The organism is Saccharothrix sp. CCNWYY140, assembly GCF_037401995.1.
In the GTDB taxonomy this organism is placed as follows: Bacteria; Actinomycetota; Actinomycetes; order Mycobacteriales; family Pseudonocardiaceae; genus Actinosynnema.
Genome location: NZ_JBBEGC010000007.1, coordinates 39,498 through 63,524 on the forward strand (window position 1 = coordinate 39,498; position 24,027 = coordinate 63,524).

The 24,027-nt window shown below is 72.3% G+C and carries 25 protein-coding genes; 10 read left to right on the forward strand and 15 right to left on the reverse strand.

All coding sequences use genetic code 11. From position 1 onward, the window contains the following. Positions 1-2: 2 nt before the first annotated feature. The 6 genes from WBN91_RS06175 to WBN91_RS06200 all read right to left on the reverse strand — a co-directional run bounded on the left by WBN91_RS06175 (position 3) and on the right by WBN91_RS06200 (position 4,267). On the reverse strand, positions 3-1,082 hold the full coding sequence (locus tag WBN91_RS06175) for an epoxide hydrolase family protein (RefSeq protein ID WP_337722151.1): 1,080 nt from the start codon (positions 1,080-1,082) through the stop codon (positions 3-5). A gap of 67 nt (positions 1,083-1,149) precedes the next feature. Next, positions 1,150-1,602, reverse strand: coding sequence for a GNAT family N-acetyltransferase (locus tag WBN91_RS06180; RefSeq protein ID WP_337722152.1), 453 nt, complete (start codon positions 1,600-1,602; stop codon positions 1,150-1,152). Beyond that, positions 1,599-2,408: a nitroreductase/quinone reductase family protein gene (locus tag WBN91_RS06185; protein WP_337722153.1), complete on the reverse strand. Its 810-nt coding sequence runs from the start codon at positions 2,406-2,408 to the stop codon at positions 1,599-1,601. The genes WBN91_RS06180 and WBN91_RS06185 overlap by 4 nt, the downstream gene beginning before the upstream one ends. Before the next feature lie 157 nt (positions 2,409-2,565). Beyond that, the gene (locus WBN91_RS06190) at positions 2,566-3,114 is read right to left on the reverse strand and encodes an NUDIX hydrolase (protein WP_337722154.1); all 549 of its coding nucleotides are present in this window, start codon (positions 3,112-3,114) and stop codon (positions 2,566-2,568) included. 77 nt (positions 3,115-3,191) lie between these two features. After that, positions 3,192-3,404: a DUF397 domain-containing protein gene (locus WBN91_RS06195; RefSeq protein ID WP_337722155.1), complete on the reverse strand. Its 213-nt coding sequence runs from the start codon at positions 3,402-3,404 to the stop codon at positions 3,192-3,194. After that, positions 3,401-4,267, reverse strand: a complete 867-nt coding sequence (locus WBN91_RS06200; RefSeq protein ID WP_337722156.1) for a helix-turn-helix domain-containing protein — start codon at positions 4,265-4,267, stop codon at positions 3,401-3,403. Before WBN91_RS06200 ends, WBN91_RS06195 begins: the two co-directional genes overlap by 4 nt. A 251-nt stretch (positions 4,268-4,518) precedes the next feature. Here WBN91_RS06200 and WBN91_RS06205 point away from each other — a divergent pair, with 251 nt between their 5' ends. Further along, positions 4,519-5,016: a hypothetical protein gene (locus WBN91_RS06205; RefSeq protein ID WP_337722157.1), complete on the forward strand. Its 498-nt coding sequence runs from the start codon at positions 4,519-4,521 to the stop codon at positions 5,014-5,016. Continuing rightward, on the forward strand, positions 5,013-7,208 hold the full coding sequence (gene fxsT, locus WBN91_RS06210) for an FxSxx-COOH system tetratricopeptide repeat protein (RefSeq protein ID WP_337722158.1): 2,196 nt from the start codon (positions 5,013-5,015) through the stop codon (positions 7,206-7,208). Before WBN91_RS06205 ends, fxsT begins: the two co-directional genes overlap by 4 nt. On the opposite strand, the gene WBN91_RS06215 is transcribed toward fxsT, so the two are convergent. Continuing rightward, positions 7,156-8,403, reverse strand: a complete 1,248-nt coding sequence (locus WBN91_RS06215) for an MFS transporter (protein ID WP_337722159.1) — start codon at positions 8,401-8,403, stop codon at positions 7,156-7,158. The two genes, fxsT and WBN91_RS06215, sit on opposite strands and share 53 nt — an antisense overlap. Positions 8,404-8,491: 88 nt before the next feature. Between WBN91_RS06215 and WBN91_RS06220 the strand changes: the two genes are divergently transcribed. Then, positions 8,492-9,376: a LysR family transcriptional regulator gene (locus WBN91_RS06220; protein ID WP_337722160.1), complete on the forward strand. Its 885-nt coding sequence runs from the start codon at positions 8,492-8,494 to the stop codon at positions 9,374-9,376. Here WBN91_RS06220 and WBN91_RS06225 read toward each other — a convergent pair. Further along, positions 9,360-10,628 (reverse strand): MFS transporter, encoded by a 1,269-nt coding sequence (locus WBN91_RS06225; protein ID WP_337722161.1) that lies wholly within the window; start codon positions 10,626-10,628, stop codon positions 9,360-9,362. The genes WBN91_RS06220 and WBN91_RS06225 overlap by 17 nt on opposite strands. Before the next feature lie 100 nt (positions 10,629-10,728). Here WBN91_RS06225 and WBN91_RS06230 point away from each other — a divergent pair, with 100 nt between their 5' ends. Then, positions 10,729-11,802 (forward strand): DUF5937 family protein, encoded by a 1,074-nt coding sequence (locus WBN91_RS06230; protein ID WP_337722162.1) that lies wholly within the window; start codon positions 10,729-10,731, stop codon positions 11,800-11,802. A 52-nt stretch (positions 11,803-11,854) separates the two neighbouring features. On the opposite strand, the gene WBN91_RS06235 is transcribed toward WBN91_RS06230, so the two are convergent. Continuing rightward, complete coding sequence (locus tag WBN91_RS06235; RefSeq protein WP_337722163.1) at positions 11,855-12,325, reverse strand: DinB family protein; 471 nt, start codon at positions 12,323-12,325, stop codon at positions 11,855-11,857. A gap of 83 nt (positions 12,326-12,408) precedes the next feature. On the opposite strand from WBN91_RS06235, the gene WBN91_RS06240 reads away from it, so the two are divergent. Beyond that, the gene (locus tag WBN91_RS06240; RefSeq protein ID WP_443217666.1) at positions 12,409-12,990 is read left to right on the forward strand and encodes a helix-turn-helix domain-containing protein; all 582 of its coding nucleotides are present in this window, start codon (positions 12,409-12,411) and stop codon (positions 12,988-12,990) included. Here WBN91_RS06240 and WBN91_RS06245 read toward each other — a convergent pair. After that, positions 12,987-13,700, reverse strand: a complete 714-nt coding sequence (locus tag WBN91_RS06245) for a hypothetical protein (RefSeq protein WP_337729364.1) — start codon at positions 13,698-13,700, stop codon at positions 12,987-12,989. The two genes, WBN91_RS06240 and WBN91_RS06245, sit on opposite strands and share 4 nt — an antisense overlap. 211 nt (positions 13,701-13,911) lie before the next feature. On the opposite strand from WBN91_RS06245, the gene WBN91_RS06250 reads away from it, so the two are divergent. Together WBN91_RS06250 and WBN91_RS06255 are read left to right on the forward strand one after the other, a co-directional pair. After that, the gene (locus tag WBN91_RS06250; RefSeq protein WP_337722165.1) at positions 13,912-15,135 is read left to right on the forward strand and encodes a sensor histidine kinase; all 1,224 of its coding nucleotides are present in this window, start codon (positions 13,912-13,914) and stop codon (positions 15,133-15,135) included. Positions 15,136-15,187: 52 nt separating this feature from the next. After that, the gene (locus WBN91_RS06255) at positions 15,188-15,850 is read left to right on the forward strand and encodes a response regulator transcription factor (protein WP_337722166.1); all 663 of its coding nucleotides are present in this window, start codon (positions 15,188-15,190) and stop codon (positions 15,848-15,850) included. Positions 15,851-15,861: 11 nt separating this feature from the next. Here the strand turns inward: WBN91_RS06255 and WBN91_RS06260 are convergent, their stop codons facing one another. Continuing rightward, the gene (locus tag WBN91_RS06260; protein ID WP_337722167.1) at positions 15,862-17,262 is read right to left on the reverse strand and encodes a helix-turn-helix domain-containing protein; all 1,401 of its coding nucleotides are present in this window, start codon (positions 17,260-17,262) and stop codon (positions 15,862-15,864) included. A gap of 218 nt (positions 17,263-17,480) precedes the next feature. On the opposite strand from WBN91_RS06260, the gene WBN91_RS06265 reads away from it, so the two are divergent. From WBN91_RS06265 to WBN91_RS06275, 3 genes are all read left to right on the forward strand, one after another. After that, positions 17,481-17,900, forward strand: coding sequence for a hypothetical protein (locus tag WBN91_RS06265; RefSeq protein ID WP_337722168.1), 420 nt, complete (start codon positions 17,481-17,483; stop codon positions 17,898-17,900). A gap of 8 nt (positions 17,901-17,908) precedes the next feature. Next, the gene (locus tag WBN91_RS06270; protein WP_337722169.1) at positions 17,909-18,778 is read left to right on the forward strand and encodes a hypothetical protein; all 870 of its coding nucleotides are present in this window, start codon (positions 17,909-17,911) and stop codon (positions 18,776-18,778) included. A gap of 104 nt (positions 18,779-18,882) precedes the next feature. Next, entirely contained in the window at positions 18,883-20,118 is a 1,236-nt protein-coding gene (locus WBN91_RS06275) for a hypothetical protein (RefSeq protein ID WP_337722170.1), read from the forward strand. A gap of 16 nt (positions 20,119-20,134) precedes the next feature. On the opposite strand, the gene WBN91_RS06280 is transcribed toward WBN91_RS06275, so the two are convergent. From WBN91_RS06280 to WBN91_RS06295, 4 genes are read right to left on the reverse strand one after another with little or no spacing between them, the layout of a single operon-like run. Continuing rightward, positions 20,135-21,265, reverse strand: coding sequence for an FAD-dependent monooxygenase (locus WBN91_RS06280; protein ID WP_337722171.1), 1,131 nt, complete (start codon positions 21,263-21,265; stop codon positions 20,135-20,137). After that, entirely contained in the window at positions 21,262-21,783 is a 522-nt protein-coding gene (locus WBN91_RS06285; RefSeq protein ID WP_337722172.1) for a TetR family transcriptional regulator, read from the reverse strand. Before WBN91_RS06285 ends, WBN91_RS06280 begins: the two co-directional genes overlap by 4 nt. 53 nt (positions 21,784-21,836) lie before the next feature. Beyond that, positions 21,837-22,892 carry a winged helix DNA-binding domain-containing protein gene (locus WBN91_RS06290; protein ID WP_337722173.1) on the reverse strand — a complete coding sequence of 352 codons (1,056 nt, stop codon included), beginning with the start codon at positions 22,890-22,892 and terminating at the stop codon, positions 21,837-21,839. Further along, on the reverse strand, positions 22,889-23,977 hold the full coding sequence (locus tag WBN91_RS06295) for an epoxide hydrolase family protein (protein ID WP_337722174.1): 1,089 nt from the start codon (positions 23,975-23,977) through the stop codon (positions 22,889-22,891). The genes WBN91_RS06290 and WBN91_RS06295 overlap by 4 nt, the downstream gene beginning before the upstream one ends. Positions 23,978-24,027 lie beyond the last annotated feature (50 nt).

Here is a 24,027-nt window from a genome sequence, read left to right on the forward strand (position 1 = left end):
GCTCACCGCAGGCCGCCGAAGAACGTCGAGAGGTCCTTGGCGAACACCACCGGCTCCTCCATCGCCACGAAGTGGCCGCCGGGGTTGCCCTCCGGCCAGTGCACGACCCGGTTGTGCCGCTCGGCCAACCGCCGGATGCCGGGCGGGCCGCTGTACACGCCGGTCGGCACCAGGTCCTGCCCCACCGGCCAGGCGAACCGCTCGGTGTCGTACATGAACCACGACGACGAGCCCGACGTGCCGGTGAACCAGTACACGGCGGTGTTGAGCAACAGCAGGTCACGGTCGATGGCCTGCTCGGGCAGGTCCACCGTCACCGCGAACTCCCGGAACTTCTGCATCATCCACGCCAACAACCCCACCGGCGAGTCGTGCCACCCGTAGGCGAAGGTCTGCGGCGCGGCACGCAGCAACCCGTGGTGGTCCACCGCCCCGCTCGACCACTCCGACATCCACGACAGCCCCTGCCGCTCCTCGTCGGTCAGCTCGTCCTGCTCGCTCGGGAACCCGAGCCCGCCGTTGACGTACACCCCGACCGCCCGGTCCGGCGCGGCCTTGGCGACCTCCGGCGCGATGTAGGCGCCCAGGTCACCGCCCTGCACGCCGTACCGGGTGTACCCGAGGCGGTCCATCAGCGCGGCGAACATGCGACCGGCGTCGGCCACCGTGAACCGGCCCGCGGGCGCCTGGGAGAACCCGAACCCGGGCACGCTCGGGATGACCAGGTGGAAGTGCCGCAACTGCCCGACGACCTCGACGAACTCCACGAACGAGTTCGGCCAGCCGTGCACCAGCAACAACGGCACCGCCCCCGGGTCCTCCGAGCGGACGTGCAGGAAGTGCACGTCGAGCCCGTCGACCTCGGTGACGAACTGCGGGAACCCGTTGAGCCGAGCCTCCTGAGCCCGCCAGTCGAACCCGTCCCGCCAGTACGCCACCAACTCCCGCAACCACCCCGACTCCACCCCACGCGCCCACCCGCCGGGCAGCTGCGGCGCCCAGCGGGTCCTGTCGAGCCGGTCGTGCAGATCGTCCAAGTCGGCCTGCGGAACGTCGATGCGGAACTCTCGAACCTCGGTCATGACACCACGCTAGGCACGATCGAGGACAGAAACGGTCCTCGATCGCCGCTGGGTGTCGTGGACACGGCTAGCGCGTTCCCGGGTGGCGGAACCGGGCCAGCACCAGGCCGGGTTCCGGCTCGAACGTCCCCACGCGGGTGAACCCCGACCCCTCGTACAGGGCCACCGCGGGTGCGTTGGCCGCGCCCGTGGACACGGTCACCGGGTCGCCGAACGCCAGCACCGCCTCCACCAGCCGCCGCCCCAGGCCGCGCCGGAAGTGGTCCGGGTCCACGCACAGGCGGTCCACGTCGAGGCCGTCGTCCTCGCGGGTCCAGGCGATGAACCCGGCGAGCACGCCGTCCACGTGCGCGCCCAGCCACCGCAGCGGCAGGGCGCGCACGTCGGCCACGGTCTCGTGCAGCGCCGGGATCGCGTCCGACCCGATCAACGCCGCCTCCACCGCGTAGGACCGCAGGCCGATGCGGTGCACGGCGACGGCGGTGGCCTCGTCGGCGAGGTCGAGGGCGCGCACGGTCACGTGTCCAGCAGCGGGATGAGCTGCTCCTCCTCGTAGACCAGGTGGGCTTCCAGCTCCGCGACGAGCCGGTCCACCTCGGCCAGCACACCGTCCCCGTCCAGCGCCGCCCGCAACTCCTCCAGCAGCCGGGCGATGGTGGCGTGCTCCTCGCGCAGCCGCGCCATGACCGGTTCCAGCTCCGGGTACCGGTCGGCCAGCGCCGGGAACACCCCGGCGTCCTCGGACCGGTGGTGGAACTCCAGGCCCTGGCACAGGGTCAGGCAGTTGACCCGCAGCTGCGCCCCGATCCGCGGCCCGGCCTTCGCCGCCTCGGCCCGGATCAGCGCCAGTTCGCGGCGGAAGGCGTCGTGCAGCAGCTTGAGCGCCTCGCCGAACGAGGACGCGTCGGGCGGGCCGCCCGCGACCTGCTCCAGCGCGACCACGGGGATCACGCGGCTGGTCTTGGCCTGGTACTCGCCCCACCCGGGCTCGGCCTCGACCGCGCGGGCGAACACGGCGTCGCGTTCCGCGCCGCGCAGGACGGTCGCCTTCGCCTCGTAGGTGAAGACGCCGTCCTCCACGGTGACCTTCGGGTCGGCCACCAGGTTGTGGAACCACGCAGGGTGCCGGTCCGACCCGCCCGCCGAGCCGATGACCAGGATGCGCTCGCCGTCGGGCAGGTAGCCCAGCGGCACGGTGTGCGGGCGGCCGGACCGGGCGCCTGTGGTGGTCAGCAGGATCAGGCGTGCGCCTTCGAAGTACCCGCCGACGCGGCCGTGGTTGGCGCGGAACTCGTCGACGACCTGCTGGTTGAAATCAAGTGGCATAAAGGTTTCTCCGGGATGAGAAGTGCGAAAAGGACAGTCGTCGCAGATCCCGGAGGTGCGGCGGACCCCTGGCCCGCCCGCTGCTCAAACCTGAGCCGGGTGCCCGTCTCGGTAGTGGCCCAAGGCCGACCCGGCAGTCACGGCACCGACCTTAGCTTCACCCGTTCGTGTCTCGCAACGATCTTTCGCGCAACGACAGCAGGAGCAAGGCCGTGAGCGTGGGGGAGTCGGTGATCACCCCACCCCGCACCATCTCCTCCACCTCGCCGCGCGCGAACCACCGCTGCCGCATGTCCTGCTCGGTCACCTCCCGCGCCGGCTCACCGTGCGTCAGCTCGGTGGCGAGGAAGACGTGCACCCCGATGGTGGAGAACCCGTTGGCACAGTGCGAGAACCCCAACCGCTCCCACCGCGCGGCCCCGATCCCGGTCTCCTCCGCCAACTCGACGGCCGCCATCTCCTCCGGCGCACCCACCCCGGCCACCGACCCCGACGGAAACTCCCACGACCGCCGCCCGATCGGGTACCGGAACTGCTCAACCAGGTGGAACCCGTCGTTCTCGAGGGGGATGACGAGCGCGAAGTCGGGCTTGTCGACCACCGAGTACAGCCCAGGAGAACCGTCGGGCAACTCGATCCGGTCTTCCCGCACCGACAGCCACCGGTTCTCGTAGACGACCTTCGACGACACGGTCCTGATGTCCATGACCTCCAGCATCCCGAACACAGAGCTCGGAGGTCTCAGGCTCCTGAGTGCAGCCGTTCAGCGCGCCGGCGACACCCTCAACGCAAGCTGTTCACAAACTGGCGGAACCGGTCGAGCGGCACCACGACCGTCTGCTCGACCTCGTCGGCACCGGTGAGTTTCGAGTCGCGGATCCCGACCCAGGCACAGTGGGCAACCGCGGCCACCACCACGCAGTCGCCGCCCCCGCTGTAGCTGCTCTTGCGGCCGACAACGCTGCTGAGCACGGCGATCCCACTGTCTCCGGTCACGAACCCTCCTCCGCGATGGACCTGATCATCGCCGAGCTTAGGCGTGGGGTCAGCGCGGACCGGCGGAGGCTCCGCATAACCGAGGTGTACTCGTCCACCGCCTCGATCTCTTCGTAGAAATGGCCACGCAACTGGTCGTCCATGTAGACCAGTCCAGGGTCGTCCTCGATGGGCAGCCGGAAAATGGTGAAGGAACCGTCGAGACCAGCGTGTGCTCCGATGTCTGCCGGGACGACCTGCAACTCGACCCGCGGGTGCCGCGCCCGCTCCAGCAGGTGCAGCAGTTGAGCGCGGTGCGCCTGCGGACCGCCGACCGCGGTCCGCAGCGCGCCCTCGCTCACGACGGCCCGGACGCGCGTGGTCGATCGCTCGGCGGCCAGGACGGTGGCCTGCCGCCGCATCCGCACCTCGACCCGGCGTCCCACCTCGTCGTCGGACAGCTGGGGTTTCAGCGTCCGCAGCACCGCTCGCGCGTAGTCCTGGGTCTGGAGCAGGCCTGGGATGAGCAGGCCCTGGAAGGTCTCGATCTCCGTCGCGGCTTCCTCGAAGGCGACGAAGTCGCCGAACCAGCTCGGCATCACCGCCTCGGGCAGGCTGTCGTACCAGTTGCGCTTGCGGGCGACCGGGAGCAGGTCCACGAAGCTGTCGATGGTCGTCCGGTCGACGTGGTACTCGGGCAGCAGCAGGCGCAGGTCCTGTTCGTTGGGCAGGGTGCGCCGGCTCTCGATGTAGTGGATGCGCGACTGCGTGCAGCCGCGGATGCGGGCCGCTTCCGCCTGCGTCAGTCCCGCCCGGGTCCGGAAGTGGACCATCTTGAGCGCGATCAGCCTGCGCAGCAGGCGCGGGTTCATCGGTACCGACATGGGTCCTCGTCTCCGCCGGGTGGAGCAGCGGTCGGGCAACTCCACCTGAACGGACCAAGCCTATGTGATTATCACAACTGTGATAATCACATAGACCTGGATAGGTCAGCGGCGGGTCGCTCCCGACCGGCGCGCGGTCCACCGCGCCCGGGGCGGGCACCCAGCGGCACGTCCGGTCGGGAGACCCCGCCCCTGCCCTCGCGACGGCAGGCGGTCGATCGCCTGCCCGGCTGGTGAGCAGGAGGTGGGCGATGCGGTCGGACACGGAGTCCCCCGAGCCGGGCCCCGATGCGATCACGGCGCTCAAGGCGTTGCACGACAGAGGCTTCCAGGGTCGGGAGATCCGCGACGACCACGGCCTGGCCGGCCTGCGCTACCGGCACGACTGGGTGGGCGGGGCCGATGTGGTCCTGGTGCGCGCCGAGGACGACGCCGAGGCTTACCGCGCGGACGACTCGCTGGGGCAGATCGAGCCGCACCGCGAGGTCGCCGGGACGGTGGTCGAGGTCGTCGCCGCGGTGCTGAGCTGGCCCGACCCGCCGGACGGGGACGGCCCGCCGACTCGCGGAGCACACTGGCCCACGCCCAGGGATGGCCCGCCGACCCGCGGAGCACACCGGCCCGCGCCGCCTGCCGACCGGCTCGCCACGACTGTCGCCACGGCCGCCGCCACATGCGCCGACCGGCCCTCCACGACCGCCGCCACGACCTGTGCCGGCCTGCCCTCCACGACGGCCGACGCGACATGACCGACCGGTGGCCTGGGGCGTCGCGGCCGGAGCGGAGGCGGGGTCGCCGGGACGGCGGGGTGGCCAACACCGCGCGGGGCACTCCCCGCGCCCCGGTCTTGCAGGCCGGCGCGATCTACGGCGACGTCGTCCAGTCCGGCCACGGCCCGTCGCCGCCGCACCCGGCGGTCGGCCTGCCCTTCCGCACCGCCCGCCTGCCCCCGCGCGCCGAGGCGTTCCAGCACCGCCCCGTCGGCGCGGAGTTGAGCGAAGCGCTGGGCGCCGCGCCACCCGCCCGCCTCCACACCGCCGTGTTGTCCGGCCTGGGCGGTGTGGGCAAGACCCAACTGGCCGCCGAGCACGCCGAACGCGCCTGGAGTCGCGGCGAGCTCGACCTCCTGGTGTGGATCACCGCCGCGTCACGCGAAGAGGTCGTCACCGACTACGCCCGGCTGGGCGCCGAGCTGACCGGGGTCCACCGGGGCTCGGAGGAGGTGTGCGCCCGCCGCTTCCTCGACTGGCTGGCCACGACCACCGCCCGCTGGCTGGTGGTCCTCGACGACGTGCGCCGCCCGTCCGACCTGCACGAGCTGTGGCCGCCCGAGACACCCTCCGGGCAGACCATCGTCACCACCCGCCGCCGGGACGCCGCCCTGCGCCGCGGTGGCTGCCGGGTGTGGGACGTCGGCCTGTTCCACCCGCGCGAGTCGGTCGCCTACCTGGAGCGCAAGCTCGCCGCCGACCCCCGCCGCACCGGCGCCGCCCCCGAACTCGCCCACGCGCTGGGGCACCTCCCGCTGGCGTTGGCCCAGGCCGCCGCGTACCTGGCCGACCGCCACCTGACCTGCGCCGAGTACCTGGCGCGGTTCCACGACCGGCGGCGCACCCTGGCCTCCGTGCTGCCCGAGGAGTCCACCCTGCCCGACCGGCACCGCACCACCGTGGCCGCCACCTGGTCGCTCAGCGTCGAACTGGCCGACCGGCTCGAACCCGCGGGACTGGCCGCGCCGCTGCTGGCCGCGCTCGCGCTGCTCGACCCCAACGGGGTGCCGCTCGACGTCCTGACCACCCCGCCGGTCCTCGCCCACCTGTCGCGCATCGGCGGCGGCGCGGTGGACGCCGAACGCGCCCGCGACGCGCTGACCTGCCTGCACCGCCTCAGCCTGGTCACCTTCGACCCGGCCTCACCCCGCGCGTCGGTCCGCGTGCACGCCCTGGTCCAGCGGGCGGTCCGCGACGAGTGCCCCGCCGACCTCGCCGACACCCTCGCCCGGGTGGTGGCCGACGCGCTCCTGCACGCGTGGCCGGCCGTCGAGCACGACGCGGCGCTGGCCAAGACCCTGCGTGCGAACGCGACGACCGTCATCGACGTGGCCGGACCGGCGCTGTGGTCGTCGGAGTGCCACAACCTGGTGTTCCGGCACGGCAACAGCCTCGGCGACAGCGGGCAGGTCACCGCCGCGCACACCTACTACCGCACCCTGCACCCGGCGATCGCCCACCGGCTGGGCCGCGACCACCCCGACGCGCTGGCCGTCCGCTACTACACCGCGTACTGGCAGGGCGAGGCCGGCGACACCGCGGGCGCGCTGCGCGGACTGGAGGAGGTGCTGCGCGACCAGCGGCGCGTGCTGGGCCACGAACACCCGAGCACCCTGCGGACCCGGCACAACATCGCGCGCCGCGAAGGCGCGGCCGGCCGCCCGGCCGAGGCCGTCGCCGAGTTCGAGAAACTGGTGGCGCTGCGGTCGCGCCTGCTGGGCCCGGACCACCCGCTCACCCTCACCTCGCGGCACGAACTGGCCTACTGGCGCGGGGCGGCCGGCGACCCGACCGGCGCGATCGCCGCGCTGGAGGACCTGCTGGCCGACCGGTCCCGCGTGCTGGGCGCCGACCACCCCGAGACGCTGACCACCCGGGGCAACATCGCCTTCCTGCGCGGCCGGGCCGGGGACCACGTCGGCGCGGTGGCCGCCCTGGAGGCACTGCTGGACGACCACCTGCGCGTGCTGGGCGCCGAACACCCGCACACCTTCACCACCCGCCACAACATCGCCTACTCGCGGGGCGACGCGGGCGACCCGACCGCCGCGGTGACGGCGTTGGAACAGCTGCTGGAAGACCGGTCCCGGGTGCTGGGCGCGGAACACCCGCACACCGTCATGACCCGGCGTGCGCTCGCCCGCTGGCGCGGGGTGCTGCGTTCGTCCTGACCCGCGCCCGCAACGCCACCACCACACCCACCGCGACCAGCCCCGCCGCCACGACGAACGTCCACCGCGTCCCCCGCGCCACCTCCGCCGCCGCAGCGCCGGTGACGTCGGCGGTGCCGGCGGCGAAGGTGAACACCCCGCCCATCACCGACGCGCCGCTCATCAACCCGATGTTGCGCGACAACGTCAACATCCCCGACACCAGGCCGCGGTCGCGGGCGGGCACGTCCTTCATCACGCCGGTGTTGTTCGCCGCCTGGAACACCGCGTACGAAGCGGTCACCGTGACCAGCGGCAGCACGTACCCCGCGACCCCGAACGCGGGCGGCATGAACGCCAGCACCAGCGCCCCGACCACGATGCCGCCCAGCCCGGCCAGGACCATCGCGCGGCTGCCGAACCGGTCCGTGGCGCGGCCCGCCGGGACCCCGGTCAGCGCCGCCACGGCCGGACCCGCCGACATCACCAGACCGACCAGCGCCGGCTCCAGCCCCAGCACCCCCGACAGGTGGAACGGACCCACCACCAGCGTGGTCATCATGACCGTCGACACCAGCGCGCTCGTGGCCAACCCGGCCACCAGCACCCGGTCCCGCACCACCTCGCGCAGCACCGCGCCGGTGCGCTGCGCCGGGCGCGGCGGGCTCGCGGGCAGCACCCGGTGGGCCAGCACCAGCGCGACCACCGCCAGCGGCACGACGGCGAGGAAGATCGCCCGCCACCCCGACCACGCGATCAGCAGGCCACCCAGCGCCGGACCGGTCGCGGTGCCCACCGCCGACATCGTCCCCAGCAGGCCCATCGCGCTGCCGGTGCGGCCCTTCGACACGGTCTCGCCGACGAACGCCACGGTCAGCGCCATCATGCCCGCCGCACCCACGCCCTGGAGCGCCCGACCGGCCACCAGCAGCGGCAACGACGGCGCCAGCCCGCACAGCAGGGTCGCGACGGCGAACACCGCGATGGCGCCCACCAGCAGCCGCCGCCGGCCGACCACGTCCCCGAGCCGGCCCAGCGCCACCACCAGCACGGTGATCGTCAGCAGGTAGCCGATCACCACCCACTGCACGGCGGTGAAGGGCGCGTCGAACGCCGTGGACAGGGTCGGGAGGGCGACGTTGGCGATGCTGATCCCCAAGGACGGCAACAACATCGACAACGACAGCGCGGTGAGCGCGGCGGCGGGTGATCTCATGCCCGCAACGTAAGTCCGGCCCAGGCCTGGCGGAAGGCGCACAGATCGCAACGGACCTGTGCACGCGACGCCAGGTATCGTCCGCCGCATGGCCCGCCCCGACCTCAACCTCCTGATCACCCTCGACGTCCTGCTGGAGGAGGGCAGCGTCACCCGAGCCGGGCGGCGCCTGGCCCTGAGCCCGTCGGCGATGAGCCGCGCCCTGGCCCGGTTGCGCCGCGCGACGGGCGACCCCCTGCTGGTCAAGGCCGGTCGGGGCCTGGTCCCGACCCCGCGTGCCCTGGAACTGCGCGACCGCGTCCGCGCCCTGGTCCGCGAGGCCGAGGACGTCCTGAGCCCGGCGCACCACCTGGACCTGCCCACGCTGTCCAGGACCTTCACCATCCGCGGCAGCGACGGTTTCGTGGAGGCGTTCGGGCCCGGCCTGGTCGCCGACGTCGGCGCGCAGGCCCCCGGCGTGCGGCTGCGGTTCCTGCGCAAGACCAGCAAGGACACCGCGCCGCTGCGCCACACCGTCGACCTCGACACCGCCGTGGTGGAGGACCCGCTGCCGCCGGAGGTCCTGAGCACCCCGCTGTTCTCCGACACGTTCGTCGGCGTCGTGCGCCCCGAACACCCCCTCGCGGCCGGCGAGATCACCACCGCCGGGTACACCGCCGCCCGTCACGTCAACGTCTCGCGCCGCGGCCTCACCGAGGGCCTGGTCGACCAGGCGCTGCACCCGACCGGCCACCACCGGGACGTGGTGACCGTCGTGGACGGCTTCGGCGCGGCGGTGGCGCTGGCCCGCGCGTCGGACCTGGTCGCCACCGTCCCCGACCGGCACACCGCCCCGCTGCGCGCCGGCCTGCACACCTTCGCCCTGCCCTTCCCCGCTCCGCGGGTCACGGTGTCCCTGCTCTGGCACGCCCGCCTGGACACCGACCCGGCCCACCGCTGGCTGCGCGCCACCGTCCTCACCGCCTGCCGCTGAACAGCCTGTCGCTCAACCGCCCTTCGCCGACCGACCGGCCGCCGGCCCGCCCACCGCTGGGTGATCCGTCGCCGACCGAGCGGTCTCGGGCCACGGCGGCGGCCGACAGCAGCGTCGCCGTCGCCAGGGAACCCCACAGCGCGGCCGGGCCGCGGGAGGCCAGCCCGGTGATCACCGCCGGCGAGACGGCCAACCCGAAACCGCTCGACAGCTCGAACCGGGCCAGGGTGCGCCCCAGCACCCGAGGCGGGGCCAACGCCGTGACCAGGGCCGTCGCACTGCCCGCGTAGAGGATCTCGCCGATCGTGCAGACCACCGACACCACGGCCACCGCCGCGGCACCCCACTGCCCCGACGACGAGGCCACCAGGAAACCCAAGTACGACCCGGCGAGCACCACACCGGCCACCACCAGCACGGTCCGCCGCGACAAACGGGCCATCGCGACCGTGACGGGGACCTGCAAGGTGACCACCAGCACCGTGTTGGCCACGAAGATCGCCGCCGACCACACCGGCGACGCGTCCAGCTGGGTGACCAGGATCAGTGGCAGGGCGATCTCGGGGACGTTGAGGCAGAACACGTAGACCACGTTCGCCGCCAGCAGCCCCCTCATCCGCGGCGCGGGCGCGTCGTCCTGCACCGTGGCTCCGGCCGGATCGGCGTGCACCTGGACCGACCACGCCAACACCGCCGCCACCAGGTACGCCACGCCCGTGCCGGCCGCCAGCACCTGCAACGCACTCGCCCCACCCGCCAGGCACACCGTCGCCACCAACGCCCCGACACCCAGCCCGGCGTTGCGCAGCGACCGGCCACCCGCCAACGCGGCGTCACGCTCCCGCCCGTGGGCGACCGTCGCCACGAGAGCGGCGTGCGCGGCGGGGAACGCCTGGTTGCCCACGCCGAGGAACAACGCCGCCGCCCCGAACACCCACACGTCCCCGGTCGGGGCGGCCAGCAGCAACGCCACCCCCAGCACCCGCACCAGCATCGACGCGGCCACCACGGTGCTGCGCGCGCCCCGGTCCAGCCACCGCCCGACCCCTGGCATGCACACCAGCCCCACCACGATCCCGACCGTCATCGCGACACCGGTCGCCGGAGCGGACAACCCCAGCACCGTCACGCCGTAGAGCAGCAGGAACGGCCGCAGCAGGCCGGTGCCCAGCGCGTCCACGGCCAGCGCGACGGCGTAGCGCGGACCTCCGGAGGCGCGGACGAGTGCACGGGGGTCGATCTTGGTCACCATGCCGGTGACGGTGCGGCCCGCCACCCCGCCCGAGCACGTCGATTGACCGACACCGTCAACCGGCGCGGGCGCCCGCCACCCGGTCGGCGATGCTGTGCGGGTGAGCGTGCGCATCGACATCAGCGGACTGCCCGCCCAGGGGCTGCGGTTCGCCGCGTCCCCGCTGGCCGAGCTGACCGCGATGCTGCACGTGCTGGCCGAACCGGGCCACCACCCGCGGCGCGCCGGGTGGGCCGCCGACGTGTGGGCCGGGCTGCCCCCGCACCTGGCCGAACGGCTGCGCGAAGCGGAGTTCCTCTGGCGGTCCTCCCAAGCCGACTTCCTGCTCCCCGCGCGCCCCCGGCCGACCCTGCGCGAGGAACTGGACGACGTCGACCGCCTCGACGACGAGACCTACGCGACCGCCGCGCTGGTCACCACGTGCGGCGGCCACCGCGCCCCCACCCGCTCGCCGCTGACCGACCCGACCGAACGCGCCCGCGCCCTGGAACTGGCCCAGGCCCGCGGCGCACGTCAGGAAGCCTTCGCCGAACGCCTGCTCACCGACCCCGCCGCCGTGCGCGCCCGGGTCCGCGAAACCCTCGAACAGTGCGCCGAAGCCTTCTTCGACGCGGCGTGGACGGGCGTCGCCGCCCGCCTGACCGCCGACCTGCGGCTGAAGAACGACCTGCTCACCCGCTTGGGTGTGGGTGCGGCGCTGGCCTCGGTGTCGGGCGCGATCACCCTGGACGGCGACTGCCTGGTGGTCGACAAGGTGCAGGACAAGGCGACCTCCGCCCAGCGCACCGGGGTCACCTTCATCCCCAGCGTGTTCAACAGCCCCCACCTGGTCGTCGTCCACGCGCCGGGCTGGCAGCCGGTCGTCCAGTACCCGGTCACCGAGGCAGGTCCGGCCGACCCGGTGTCCCTGGACACCGTCACCCTGCGCCTGGAAGCCCTGGCCCACCCCGTGCGGCTGCGCCTGCTGCGCACCCTGGCCCGAGGCCCGCACACCACCGGCGAACTGGCCCACACCTGGCACCTGACCCCACCGGAGGTCTCCCGCCACCTGGCCGTCCTGCGCCGCGCCGGCCTGCTCACCCCACACCGACAGGGCCGCTACGTCCGCTACACCCTCAACCTGCCCGACCTGACCGCCCTGGGCACCGACCTGCTCGCCGCCGTCCTGCGCTGACTTCCAGCCGAGGTCGAAGCGAGCCGACTCGACGACCACGCCGGCGAGCGGGTCAGCGCCCGGTGGTGCCGTCGACGAGTTCGCGGAGGATGTCGGCGTGGCCCGCGTGCCGGCCGGTCTCCTCGATCAGGTGGGTCAGCGCCCAGCGGACGCTCGGCGCGGGCCGCCCGGGCCGGGGGAGGGGAGCGGCGGGATCAGTGCAGGTGTCGAGTACGTCGTTGGCCTGCTTGACGGTGTCGCGGTAGCGGGCGATCACGTCGGCCACCGTGTCGGTCGGGGCGGGCCGGAAGGTGGCTTGCCAGTCGGTGACGTGGTCGCCGAGGAAGATCGCGCGTTCGACGTGGGTCAGGTGCGTGAGCAGGCCGAGCAGTGTCGTGCCCGACGGCACCGCGGCCGTCCGCACCTGCGGTTCGGGCGTGCCGTCGACCTTCGCGGCGATCGAGTTCCGGAGGTAGTCCAGGAACCCGCGCAGCACTTCGGCTTCGCTGCCACCGGTCCTGGGCGGCGGGGTGTCACGGCGCACGACGTGTCTCCTCTGGTGTCGGTTCGCGGCCAGTGTCGGCGGCCGTGCCCCGCTCCGGCACGGATCCTTGCGGTTCCGGCAAGATGAGCCGGGTGGACCGCGACACCGACCAGGTACTCGACGCGGTCGGACCGCGACTGCGGACGCTGCGCCGGCACCGGGGCCTCACCCTCGCCGACCTCGCGGCGACCACCGGCGTGTCGGAGAGCACCCTGTCCCGGCTCGAGAGTGGCCAACGCCGAGCGACCCTGGAACTGCTGCTACCGCTGGCCCGCCTCTACGGCGTGCCCCTGGACGACCTGGTCGGCGCACCACGCACCGGCGACCCGCGCATCCACCTCACCCCGATCCGGCGCTTCGGGATGACCTTCGTCCCGCTGTCCCGCCGCCCAGGCGGGGTACAGGCGTTCAAGCTCCTGCTCCCGGCCCAACCCGCCCCGCTCGACCCGACCCCGCAGACCCACGAGGGCGTCGAGTGGCTCTACGTCCTCAACGGCCGCCTGCGCCTGGTCCTGGGCAACCACGACCTGACCCTGGTCGCCGGCGAAGCCGCCGACTTCGCCACCTCCACACCCCACTGGCTGGGCACCGCCGACGGCCACGCGGTCGAACTGCTCGTCCTGTTCGACCCCCAAGGCATCCGCACCCACCTCCCCACCACTTAGGCTCCCGGCTTCAAGGGCGACCGGACGAGGCGCACGCCGGTGGCGAGCAGCCAGACGAGCCAGGCGGCGAACCCCAGCAGCCCGACGAAGAGCAGCGGCGAGCCGTCGGCGATCGCGAGGTTGCCGAGGCCCGCGGCGAGCAGCAGACTCCCGCCCACCAGGCCCAGCAGGCGCTGCCAAGCCGGAGTCAGCCCGCTCGCGTGCGTGGCGAGAGCCGCGCCGATGGAGGTGGTGCCGAGCGTCGGCAGCGCCAGCGCGAACGCCGCCGCGTGAACCCGCCAGACGAGCTCGAACTCGGGCGTCGGCCCGGCGAGCCCGCCGGCGGAAAGCGCGAGCCCGATTTGCAGGACGTTGACCAGCACGAAGATCGCCGACAGCGCCGCGCCGGCGGCCACGGCGAGGCACGACCAGTCGGCGCCCGCCCCGCCGCGCCGCTCCACGAGGCCGTGCAAGCCCGTCACGAACACGAGCAGCAGCGGCAGGTACAGGGCCACCAGACCGGACGCGATCGCGACCGAGTCGCGGTTGGCCGCGTAGTAGGCCAGAACCTCCTCGATCGGAGCGTCGAAGGACAGTGCGCCCGTTGCCGCTAACACCGCGTTCTCCACCACCACCGCCACCACGAACGCGATCGCCGCGGCGCCGACGAGCCGGCCTCGAACGGGTCGACTGCGGGCCGGCGTGGTGGCGGTGTCCTGCGAGGATCTCATCTCGTCGCTCATCGTTTCCCACTTAACTTCCGCGCCATTCGTGGGCGCAGGAATGGTCGGAATGTCCGTTCCGGTTGTGTGGAACAAGATTGCTGGAGCGGCGGCATGCGCTGCTACGAGCCAAAGTCGAGGGCGGCGGGCCGAAGGTCTACACCTCGGGTTCGACTTTGGTCGGATGCCGTGGGGCACGACCAGGCCCTACCCTTTGATCATGATGGGCCCTGCGGACCCGCAGGATCGGAGCCCGCTGCCGGTGGGCGTGATCAGCGATGCCGACCACGATCCGGTACGCCCGGCCGAGCGCACGGTCCGCGACCGGGTGGTCGACGCCGCGTGCTTCCTGCTGGCCGCTGGGGTGGTGGTGTTGACCCTGGCCGACAGCCGCGCGCAGCACATCGCGCCGGGACCGCTCACCGTCGACCTCGTCCTCGGCGGCCTGTGCAGTCTGGGGGCGTGGCTGCGCCGGCGATGGCCGGTCGGCTTCGCCGTGGCCGCGGGTCTGGTCAGCGTCTACGCGACGTCCGCCGGTGGCGCGGCGCTCGTCGCGTTGTTCACCGTCGCGGTGCACCGGCGCTTCGCGGTGGTCGCCCCGATCGCAGCTGGGAGCGCGCTCGTGCCGTTCCTCCAGCACCTGGTTCGGCCCGACGTCCCGGTCGGGTCCCCGGCGGAGACCGTGCTGGGCACCGTGTTCGGCGTCGCGGTGCTCGCCTGGGGCATGTTCGTACGGGCCCGACGCCAGTCGCTGCGGGAGCGGGCCGGGCGGGTCGAGGCCGAACAGGAACTGCGCGTCGCCGAAGCCCGCCAGGGCGAACGCAACCGGATCGCCCGGGAGATGCACGACGTGCTCGCCCACCGCCTGACCCTGCTGAGCCTGCACGCCGGGGCGCTGGAGCTGCGCCCCGACGCCGCGCCCGAGGAGGTCGCCCGTGCCGCCGGGGTGGTCCGCGACAGCGCCTACCGGGCGCTGGAGGACCTTCGGGAGGTGATCGGCGTCCTCCGCGCCGGTGTCGACCGGTCCGACGAGACGCCGGAACGGCCGCAGCCCACCCTGGCCGACCTCCCCGACCTCGTCGACCAATCGCGGCGCGCCGGGATGCGGGTACGGCTCGACTGGCAGACCGACGCGCTGTCCGCCGTACCGGCGGGCGTGGGGCGCAGCGCGTACCGGATCGTGCAGGAAGGGCTGACCAACGCCCGCAAGCACGCCCCCGACGACGAGGTGGCCGTCACCGTCCGGGCAACCCCGGGCGACGGCGTGACCGTCGAGATCCGCAACCCGTGCCCGATGGGCGGTGGTACCGCGATTCCCGGCGCCGGCATCGGCCTCATCGGGCTCACCGAACGGGCCGCCCTCGCCGGCGGACGCCTCGAACACGGACCCACCCCGGCCGGTGAGTTCCGGCTCTGGGCCTGGCTACCGTGGCCTACCCTCTGATCGCGGCCAGGGTCGGTCGCCGGCCCGGCTGGGCGGAGAGGGGGAGCCCGACGTGGACGCAGCGGTGCGGGTCCTCGTCGTCGACGACGACCCGCTCGTGCGGGCCGGCCTGGCGATGGTCATCGGCGGCTCACCCGACCTGATCGTGGTTGGCGAGGCCGGCGACGGAAGCGAAGTAGCCGCCGCCGTCGACGCCTGCGCCCCGGACGTGGTGCTGATGGACATCCGCATGCCCACCCTCGACGGCCTCGCCGCCACCGAACAGCTGCGTGCCCGACCCGACCCACCCGAGGTCATCGTCCTGACCACCTTCGACGCCGACGAGCACGTCCTGCGCGCGCTGCGCGCCGGGGCCAGCGGCTTCCTGCTCAAACACACCCCACCCGCCGAGATCCTGCGCGCGATTGCACGGGTCGCAGCCGGCGACCCGGTCCTCTCGCCGACCGTGACCCGACAGCTCATCGCCCACCTCAGCGACACCGGCGCCGCCGCCCGTCAACGGCACGCCACCACCGCGCTGGATCAGCTCAGCGGACGCGAACGCGAGGTCGCCATCGCCGTCGGGCGGGGCAAGTCCAACGCCGAGATCGCGGGCGAGCTGTTCATGAGCGTGGCCACCGTGAAAGCCCACATCTCCCGCATCCTCGCCAAACTCGACCTCAACAACCGCACCCAGGTCGCCCTGCTCGCCCACGACGCCGGCCTCACCGACTGACACCGGAAGGTTCAGCCCTTGTAGGGGACCATGAAAATGTGGCTCATGTCGGCGCTGTGCGTCGAGGTGGATCCGCGTGAGTCGGTCAGGTCTTCCACGGCGCCCTGAACCCCGCCGTCCATCCCGCTTATCCACCGCACCAGGACGTAGGCGCTGAACCGCGGGTCACAGTCGGCGCGGATGGAGAAGTCGGGCAGGTGCAGTGGCACGTGATGGCGGTGCACCGCGTAGGACAGCTCGCGGAGTTCCCCGGTGGCCCGGTTCTTGTGGCAGACCTCATCGCCCTTCCACTGGGTGACGTACAGGGTGAAGGTGGCCGTCGTCGCGGCCGGGTCTGGCGGGTCGCAGTGCTTGTCCCTCTCTGGATAGCAGACCTGGAATTGGGTGTCGGCGACGACGCTGAGGTGGGTGAACCCCGGTCCGAAGGTGAAGGGTTGCAGTTGCGGCTCCCGAACCATCACGCTGGGATCCGATCCCACGCGCAGGAGGCCACGCGGCACCGCTCGCTGGGCAGGCACGCCTGTCGTCATGTTCTCCACGGACGTGTCGGCGACCTCGATCCGCCCGCTGTCCAGTCGGAACTGCGCGTCGAGGTCTTCGCTGAGCGCGGCGGCGCGGACGTAGGCGGTGCACGCGACTCTGGTGGCCACACCGGGATGGAGCAGGAAGCGTGTGGTCAGCTGGACCTCTTCCTTCTCCCGCTCCGACGACGCGCCTTCTTGCAGGATGTTCTGCCCGGTCACGAAGTTCTGCTCACCGCCGGGCCACCTGCACCGCACCTCGTTGTCGAACTGCGAGCGGTGGGTCGCCGAGCTCGCGCGCATCACCGACACCACGTACGCGGTCTGCGTCGTCGACATCTCGAGTTCGACGCTGCCCAGCGCCACCACCTCGTGATCGGGCTTCCAGGATCCGCCAGGCACTGCCTTGGGCATTCGCGGCGCAAGGATGCGACGGGGCTCGAAGTCGGTTCGGATCACGGCGTCGGTGGGCGCGGCGGCGGGCGCGGGGGTGGAGGGATTTGCGTCGTTGAACACCGTGCTCGACGGGATCACGAATGCCACGAGGACCGCAGCGACGGCCGTGAGTGATCGTGGGCGTCTCTCTCCAGAGCCGGAGGCCAGGACCGGAGCTTCCACCGAGGAAACCGGTTTCTCGACTGTGATCCGACCGTTTGCCACATGCCAGTGCCGTAGCAGATCGGCGAGTTCCTGGTCGGTCGCCTCACACGCGGTGGCGATTGCGGCAATCGTCCGGTAGTCGGGTGGAACCGTTGCTCCAGAGCAGTACCGATGCAGGGTGGAACTGCTGACATGCGCCTTTCGGCCAAGATCCGAATAGCTCAGCCCACTGCGCTCCTTGAGCGCGGCGAGAAGTCGCGCAAGCTCGCTGCGCGTGCTCGGCACCTCCATCGACCCTCCCCAGGTCTCCAGTGCAACGAGCCAGTATGGCACCGTCCCACATTCCTCGGGAAACCCCTGCTCAGGACCGTTTCACGCATGCCGGGACGCCACCCGCTCCGGCAACCCTTGCCGCCACTGCCCTTCACCCGACATGGTTGTTCCGCAGGAAGATGATGTGAACCGTCGACAATATCGACGGTTTCCGATGAACCATTCGAGGAAAAACCATGTTGAAGCGCATTGTCTCAGTCGGCGCGGTCATGGCAGGCCTACTGGCCTTGATGACCCCCGCGGCACATGCCGACACACCGACGACGAACCACGAACTCGGAAGGCAATACGGGAACGTGTTCCGGGCGACCCTCACCGAGAACGCCGACGGCTCAGGCAACTGGATCAAGGTCTACGGCAGTTCGCCGTGTTCGGCGACGATAACGGACCGTGACAACGTCATCCGTGTAGTACCGCCCGGCTGGAATGACGCCATCTCGCGGGTGTACGACTCTGCCGCGTGTCTCACGAAGCTGTACCTGAACGGCGGCGCGGACCCCGACGACACGCAGACCGGGTGGATCGACGGCGGGTCGGCCGGCGTGTACGTCGGTCCGAACTGGGACAACAAGGCCTCGTCATTCGCGCTCAGTTGAGGATGAGGTTGATTGCGGTCGCGGCAGCCGCGACCGCAATCTCCTCCGCCGTCGGCTGTGCGGCGGAGGACACGGGTGAGCCCGCTTTGTCCCATCCCATAGCCACGATCGAGAACGCCGCCCAGCTGCGCCTGCCGATCGCCGACTACGTGCCGTCCGCCGCAGAAGACGAGGTGATCGGACGGGCCGCCGTCGTCCTCACCGAAAACTGCGCCCGGCGCTTCGGGGTGCACTACACCGTCCGCTCCGTCGAGCAGCCGGGCGTTCTCGAGGGCACGGACCGCCGCTACGGCGTGGTCGATGTGGACGAAGCAGCCCGATGGGGCTATGCGCGTCCCGGCAAGGAAAAAGACGGCGGCGAGCGGTGGAGTCCTTCCGGACTCGAGTACGAGGTCGTCACGGGGCGAAGCCCCACCGGCGGGCCGGCCACCGTGCGGGCGGGCGACGGAGCACCGGTCCCGGCGGGTGGTTGCGCGGGGGAGGCCTGGCGGCGGCTGCGCGGCGATGACGACGAACTCGTGCCGCTGATCGTGGAGTTGCTCAACAAGACGTGGACGCACACCCGCGCCGACAGCCGCGCTCGTGCCGCCGAGGCGTCCTGGATCGAGTGCATGAGGCAGGCAGGCCACGACTTCCGCCACCGTTGGGACGCGGCGGACTCGGTCGGCACCGCGCCGCCCGACCAGCAACGTGCGATGGCGAAGCTCGACGCCACCTGTGCTCGGCGCGTCAACTACGTGGGTATCTGGCACGCCGTGGACTCCGCCTACCAACGGCGAGCGATCGCCCAACTCGGGGATCGCCTGATCAAAGCACTGGCGGATCACCGAAACCTCGCCGCCCGCGCGACAGAGATCGTGAGGAGGGCGGCAAGCTGACTTCCGATAAGGTTCACTTATCGGAAGTCAGCTTCTCCGCACTCAATAGCGTTGCGTTGCGTGTCGTAACGTTTGAGATGACGAAATGGCGCTACGATATTGCCGTGACGACGACCGAGAGCCCCGCGACGACCTGCAACTACCCCGGATGCACGCGGCCGGTGTTGAGGGGTGGTGGGCCGGGGCGGCCTGCGGAGTACTGCGATCTGCCGGAGCACACGCGGTGGCGGGCTTGGCGGGAGCGGCAGCGGTTGGCTCAGGTGGAGGAGAGCGGGGGTGCGGAAAGCGTCACCGTGACGAAAGTGCCGCAGGGGATGACTGCGGGCAAGATCAAGGCTGAGGAGCTGCTGGAGCGGTTTCGGGTGTTGGCCGAGCAGCTGTCGGCGACCTTGGGGTCTGCCGTGGGTGAGTTGTCGGCCATTGCCGACCCGGCGGTCGCCGAGGCACAGGTGCAGGCCGCTGAAGCCGAGGCAGCGCGGAAGGTAGCCGAGGCGGAAGGGACCGTTGCCAAGGCCGAACGGCGGCGGCGGGATGCCGAGCAGGCCCGGAGGGCGGCCGAGGAGACCACCGAGGACGCGGTGCGTGCGGCCGAGCAGGCTGAGCGGGATGCCGCTGTGGCGTTCGAGCAGCGGGACGCGGCGCGGGCCGAGGCCACTGCCGCAGTAGAGCGGGCTGAGGCCGCGATTGCCGCCGCCCGTACGGAAGCCGCCGCTGTGGTCGAGGAGATTCGCCGGGACGCCGACGCGCGCATCGAGCAGGCGCAGGCGGACGCCGTGCGGGCTGCGGAACAGGCCCGTAGGCAGGCGGTGAAGGAAGTCGAGCAGGTTCGCGACGCCACGCGCGGAGAGATCGAGCGGGTGCGGGGCGAGGCGGACGCCGAAGTCGAGCGCGTGCGGGCGGAAACCCGGGGTGAGGTGGAACGCGCGCGCGGCGAGGCCGAAGCGGTGGTCGAGCGGGTGCGGGGTGAGGCTCGGGAGTTGGTGGAGAAGGCGGAGGACGCCGCGCGGGCGCAAGTAGAGGCGGCTCGGGTTGAGGCGGCTCGGCGGGTGCAGGAGGAAGTGGAGCGCGCCCGGGTCGAAGTCGAGCGGGCGCAAGCCGAGGTGGCTCAGGCGCGTGAAGCGGTGGCTCGGGCCGAGCGGGAGGCGGAACGGGCTCGGGTCGAGGCGGCTGAGGAGCGGCGGGTGGCGCGGGAGCGGGTGGAGCAGGTCGAGCGGGTCACCGGGGAGCGGGTTGCGGCGTTGGAGGAGGCTCGGGCGCAGACCTTGGCTCGGGCCGAACGTGCCGAGGCCCAGTGGGATCGGGCCTCGGCGGAGTTGGCCGCCCTGCGTGGGAAGGGCTAGCCCCCGGTTAAGAGGGCTAGGAGAGCAGGGCGGTGGGTTTGCCTACCAGGCTTACGGCGATGCGGCGGTCGATCCACGGTAGGCGGGACAGGCGCATCGCGATGCGGCGGGCGCGTAGGCGGGTGGTGGTGGACGGGAGGAACCAGCGGGCGCCGGCGCGGGCGACTTGTTGCTTGTCCTCGACCACCGGTCGCCACCTCCGTTCGTACGCCGCCGGGTCGTCCAGGTGGTCGGCCAGTACGAACGCTCCGCCCATGCCCAGGGACGCGCCCTGCCCGGCCAGCAGTGACACCGCTCCGCACGCGTCGCCGACCAGCACCACCCGGCCGGAGTGCCAGCGCGGCATGACGACCTGGGCGACCTGGTCGTAGTAGAACCGCGGTGGGCAGTGCTCCAGCACGCGCGGCACGATCCACCCCAAGCCCGCGTAGGCCTCGCGAACGGCCGCCTGGGGGTCGTCGGGCAACCTCGGGTCGTCGGTGCGGTGCACGGTGAACGCCGCTACCCGGCCGTCGCGCAGCCCGTAGCAGCCGACCTGGCGGCCCACGGTGTCGGTGAGGCAGAACCGGCCCGCGACCAGGGCGTGCACCTGCGGGTCGGTGAAGGTGAACGCGGCGGTGTGGAAGCCCAGGTGCCGCACGAAACCTTCGCCGAAGACCAGGCGCCGCACGGTGGAATGGATGCCGTCCGCGCCGACCAGCAGGTCCGCCTCTAGTGATGTTCCGTCGGACAACGCCACGGAGACGCCGTCGGCGCGGTTGTCCACCGCGACCAGGGCGGCGCCGTAGCGCAGGTCGACGGTCGGCGGCAGGGCTTCGCGCAGGACGCGTTCGACGTCGGGGCGCATGATGCTGGTCATCCGGCCGTCCAGGGCGCGGGCGAACCGTTCGAAGTTCAGGCCGGCGCGGCGGCGGCCGGTCTCGTCGTGGTAACCGGCTTCGACGAACGTGTAGCCCAGTTCCCGGATGCGCGGCAGCAGGCCGAGGTGGTCGGCGGCGTCGTAGCCGGGGCCGAAGAAGTCGATCATGTAGCCCTCGGGGCGGGGGCCGGGTGCGCGTTCGACCACGACGACGGTGTGCCCGGCGGCACCGAGGCGGCAGGCGAGGGTGAGTCCGGCGATGCCGGCCCCGCAGACGACGACCTTCACCGCAGCACCCTCCCCAGCACCGGCACGACGACCGCGCGGGACAGTTCCGGGTCCAGGGCGCGGTGCAGCAGGACGCCGTCGACGGCCGCCGCGAGCACGGCCGCGGTCGCCTCGGGGGTGGGCACGTCCCGCTGGGCGAGCCATGCCGCGAGGGTCGCCCGGAACTCGGCGAGCACGTCGGCGACGGCCGCGCGCAGCTCGTCGTTGCGGGTGGCGGCCAGGAAGGTCTCGATGAACAGCTCCTGCCCGCCGGCCTCGTCGAGCGCGGCGAGCAGGGCGTCCAGCGCCGACGCGGGGTCGGTGGACGACTCCAGCAGCTCGGGCAGTCCGGCCAGGGCCGCGCGCAGCGCCCCCACCGACGCCTGCACGAGGACGGCTTGCGTGGAGTCGAAGTGGTAGTGCACCACCCCGGACCCCACGCCCGCCCGGTCGGCCAGCACGCGGGTGCTGACCGCGCCCCAGCCCTTCTCCGCGATGAGTTCGGCGGCTGCCGCGAGCAGCCGGTCCCGGACCGTCATCCCCACCTCCACCATCGTTTGGACGATCGTACTGGACGATCGTCCAAACCGGGTCAGGCGGGGGTGATCCGGACTTCGCCGGAGGCTTCGGCGAACTTCAGCAGCCGGGTGCCCTCCTCCAGGACGTCCTCGCGCTGGGCGTCGGTGAGCGGCCGGAAGACCTGCACGTCCAGGCCGTCGCGGAGGCTCCAGGTGCCGTGGACGAACCCGTCGACCAGCACGGTGGGTTTGCCGCCGATGACGATCCCCCGCCGGTAGTCCTCGTCGGAGATGACGCGGGTGCGGTCGTGGTGGCCGAGCAGGAGGTTGTCGAACTCGGGCAGGAACCGGACCGGCGCCGGCGTGTCGGGGTCGATCAGGGGTGCGTCGTGCAGGTCGAACAGTTCGTCGCCCTTGTCGTTGTGCACGACCTTCAGGTCCATGCCGCGCACGACGTCCTTGAGGCGGGTCAGGCCGGACCACAGGGTCATGTCCTTGATCGTGGCGGGGCCGAACGCGGCCAGGTAGCGGCGCAGGAACGCCTCCGGGTCGGCGTCGGAGCCGAGGGCGCCGAGCCAGTCGTCGGCCGCCGCCCACATCGCGCGGCCCGAACGCCCCCACACGCCGCGGGGCGGGACCTGGACCACGGGCAGCAGGTAGGACACGGCGGTGCCGAGGGATTCGGGGTCGCGGTCGGGCCAGTGCGGGGCGAGGAGGCGGCCGAGGTCGGCACGGGTGCGGGGTTGTTCGACGAGCAGGGCGTGCGCGACGGTGGTGAACTCGGCCAGGTCCAGGCCGGGCAGGATGGATTTGAACGGGGATGAGGTGAACCGGCGGCGCAGCAGGTCCCGCAGGACCGGTTCGACGCGGGCGTGGTCGGCGGCGGTGACGAGGTGGATGGTGGCGCGGTGCAGCGGCGCCCGCACGACGGTCCGGTCGGTGAGCAGGTCGCCCAGGTCGGCGGGGGTGAAGTCCCGCATGCGTGACCACAGGCCGTAGTAGGCGGAGAAGGGTTCCTGGGCTTGCAGTCCGACCAGTTGCTCGACCATGCCGGTGACGGTCAGGTCGGAGCGTTCCAGCAGGGACTGCCGGTGCAGGAAGGTGCGGTTGAGACCGCGTCGCGTGATCACTTGAAGTTCCCGAGCCACAGTCGCACATCCTCCGCCAACAGCTCGGGGGTCTCCATCGCGGGGAAGTGACCGCCGCGGTCGTATTCGTTCCAGTGCGGCAGGACACCGTCGGGGTCGAACAGGGCGCGGATGCCGAAGTCGCCGGCGAACACCGCGAACCCGGTCGGGGCGGCGGGGGTGGCCCACGGGTCGCCGGAGTTCATGCTCTCGTACAGGAACTGGGCGGAGGTGGCGCCGGTGCCGGTGAACCAGTGGACGGTGGCGCTGGTGAGCAGCAGGTCGCGGTCGACGGCCTGGTCGGGCAGCGGGTGGGCGGGGTCGGTCCACTCGCCGTACTTCTCGGCGATCCACGCCAACTGGGCGACCGGGGAGTCGTGCAGGCCGTAGCCCAGGGTGTGCGGGCGGGTGGTCTGGAGTTGGAGGTAGCCCAGGCCGGTTTCGCGCAGGGTGTTGAACCGCTGTGCCCGTTCGCGGTCGCGTCCGGTGAACTGCTCGGGTTCCAGGGGCGGGCCGAAGGGCATGGGGCTGGGGCCGTTGACGTGCAGGGCGCGCACCCGGTCGGGGTGCAGGGCGCTCAGCGCGCCGACCACGCCCGCGCCGGCGTCGCCCGCTTGCGCGAAGTACTCGGTGTAGCCGAGGCGGTCCATGACGACGCCGAGCGCGTGGGCGGCCTGGGTGACGCCGCCGCCGGGGTCGGAGAACCCGAAGCCGGGCAGGGACGGGACGACCAGGTGGTAGTCGGGCAGCAGTGGGATCAGGCGGGTGAAGTCGACCGGGGAGCCGGGCCAGCCGTGCACGAGCAGCAGGGCGGGGGCGTTCGCGTCGGCGGAGCGGACGTGCAGGAAGTGGACGCGGCGGCCGTCGACGTCGGTGGTGAACTGCGGGAAGGCGTTGAGTTCGGCTTCGCGGGCCCGCCAGTCGTAGCCGTCGGCCCAGTACTCGGTGGTCTCGCGCAGCCACTCGACGGGCACGCCGCGCTCCCAGCCGGTGGTGGTCTGGCGGGGCCAGCGGGTGTGGGTGAGGCGGTGGCGCAGGTCGTCGACGTCGGTCTGCGCGATGTCGATGCGGAACTCGGTGATCGTCATGGTGTCCACGTTAGGAGGCATTGCGGAAAGGTTCGTTCCGCATTGTCGGG

What these genes read in the sequence shown, in the direction of transcription:
- WBN91_RS06175 (WP_337722151.1), bottom strand. Translation starts at nt 1,082, where the DNA reads ATGACCGAGGTTCGAGAGTTCCGCATCGACGTTCCGCAGGCCGACTTG.
- WBN91_RS06185 (WP_337722153.1), bottom strand. Translation starts at nt 2,408, where the DNA reads ATGCCACTTGATTTCAACCAGCAGGTCGTCGACGAGTTCCGCGCCAAC.
- WBN91_RS06190 (WP_337722154.1), bottom strand. Translation starts at nt 3,114, where the DNA reads ATGGACATCAGGACCGTGTCGTCGAAGGTCGTCTACGAGAACCGGTGG.
- WBN91_RS06200 (WP_337722156.1), bottom strand. Translation starts at nt 4,267, where the DNA reads ATGTCGGTACCGATGAACCCGCGCCTGCTGCGCAGGCTGATCGCGCTC.
- WBN91_RS06205 (WP_337722157.1), top strand. Translation starts at nt 4,519, where the DNA reads ATGCGGTCGGACACGGAGTCCCCCGAGCCGGGCCCCGATGCGATCACG.
- fxsT (WP_337722158.1), top strand. Translation starts at nt 5,013, where the DNA reads ATGACCGACCGGTGGCCTGGGGCGTCGCGGCCGGAGCGGAGGCGGGGT.
- WBN91_RS06215 (WP_337722159.1), bottom strand. Translation starts at nt 8,403, where the DNA reads ATGAGATCACCCGCCGCCGCGCTCACCGCGCTGTCGTTGTCGATGTTG.
- WBN91_RS06220 (WP_337722160.1), top strand. Translation starts at nt 8,492, where the DNA reads ATGGCCCGCCCCGACCTCAACCTCCTGATCACCCTCGACGTCCTGCTG.
- WBN91_RS06225 (WP_337722161.1), bottom strand. Translation starts at nt 10,628, where the DNA reads ATGGTGACCAAGATCGACCCCCGTGCACTCGTCCGCGCCTCCGGAGGT.
- WBN91_RS06240 (WP_443217666.1), top strand. Translation starts at nt 12,409, where the DNA reads ATGAGCCGGGTGGACCGCGACACCGACCAGGTACTCGACGCGGTCGGA.
- WBN91_RS06245 (WP_337729364.1), bottom strand. Translation starts at nt 13,700, where the DNA reads ATGAGATCCTCGCAGGACACCGCCACCACGCCGGCCCGCAGTCGACCC.
- WBN91_RS06250 (WP_337722165.1), top strand. Translation starts at nt 13,912, where the DNA reads ATGATGGGCCCTGCGGACCCGCAGGATCGGAGCCCGCTGCCGGTGGGC.
- WBN91_RS06260 (WP_337722167.1), bottom strand. Translation starts at nt 17,262, where the DNA reads ATGGAGGTGCCGAGCACGCGCAGCGAGCTTGCGCGACTTCTCGCCGCG.
- WBN91_RS06265 (WP_337722168.1), top strand. Translation starts at nt 17,481, where the DNA reads ATGTTGAAGCGCATTGTCTCAGTCGGCGCGGTCATGGCAGGCCTACTG.
- WBN91_RS06285 (WP_337722172.1), bottom strand. Translation starts at nt 21,783, where the DNA reads ATGACGGTCCGGGACCGGCTGCTCGCGGCAGCCGCCGAACTCATCGCG.
- WBN91_RS06295 (WP_337722174.1), bottom strand. Translation starts at nt 23,977, where the DNA reads ATGACGATCACCGAGTTCCGCATCGACATCGCGCAGACCGACGTCGAC.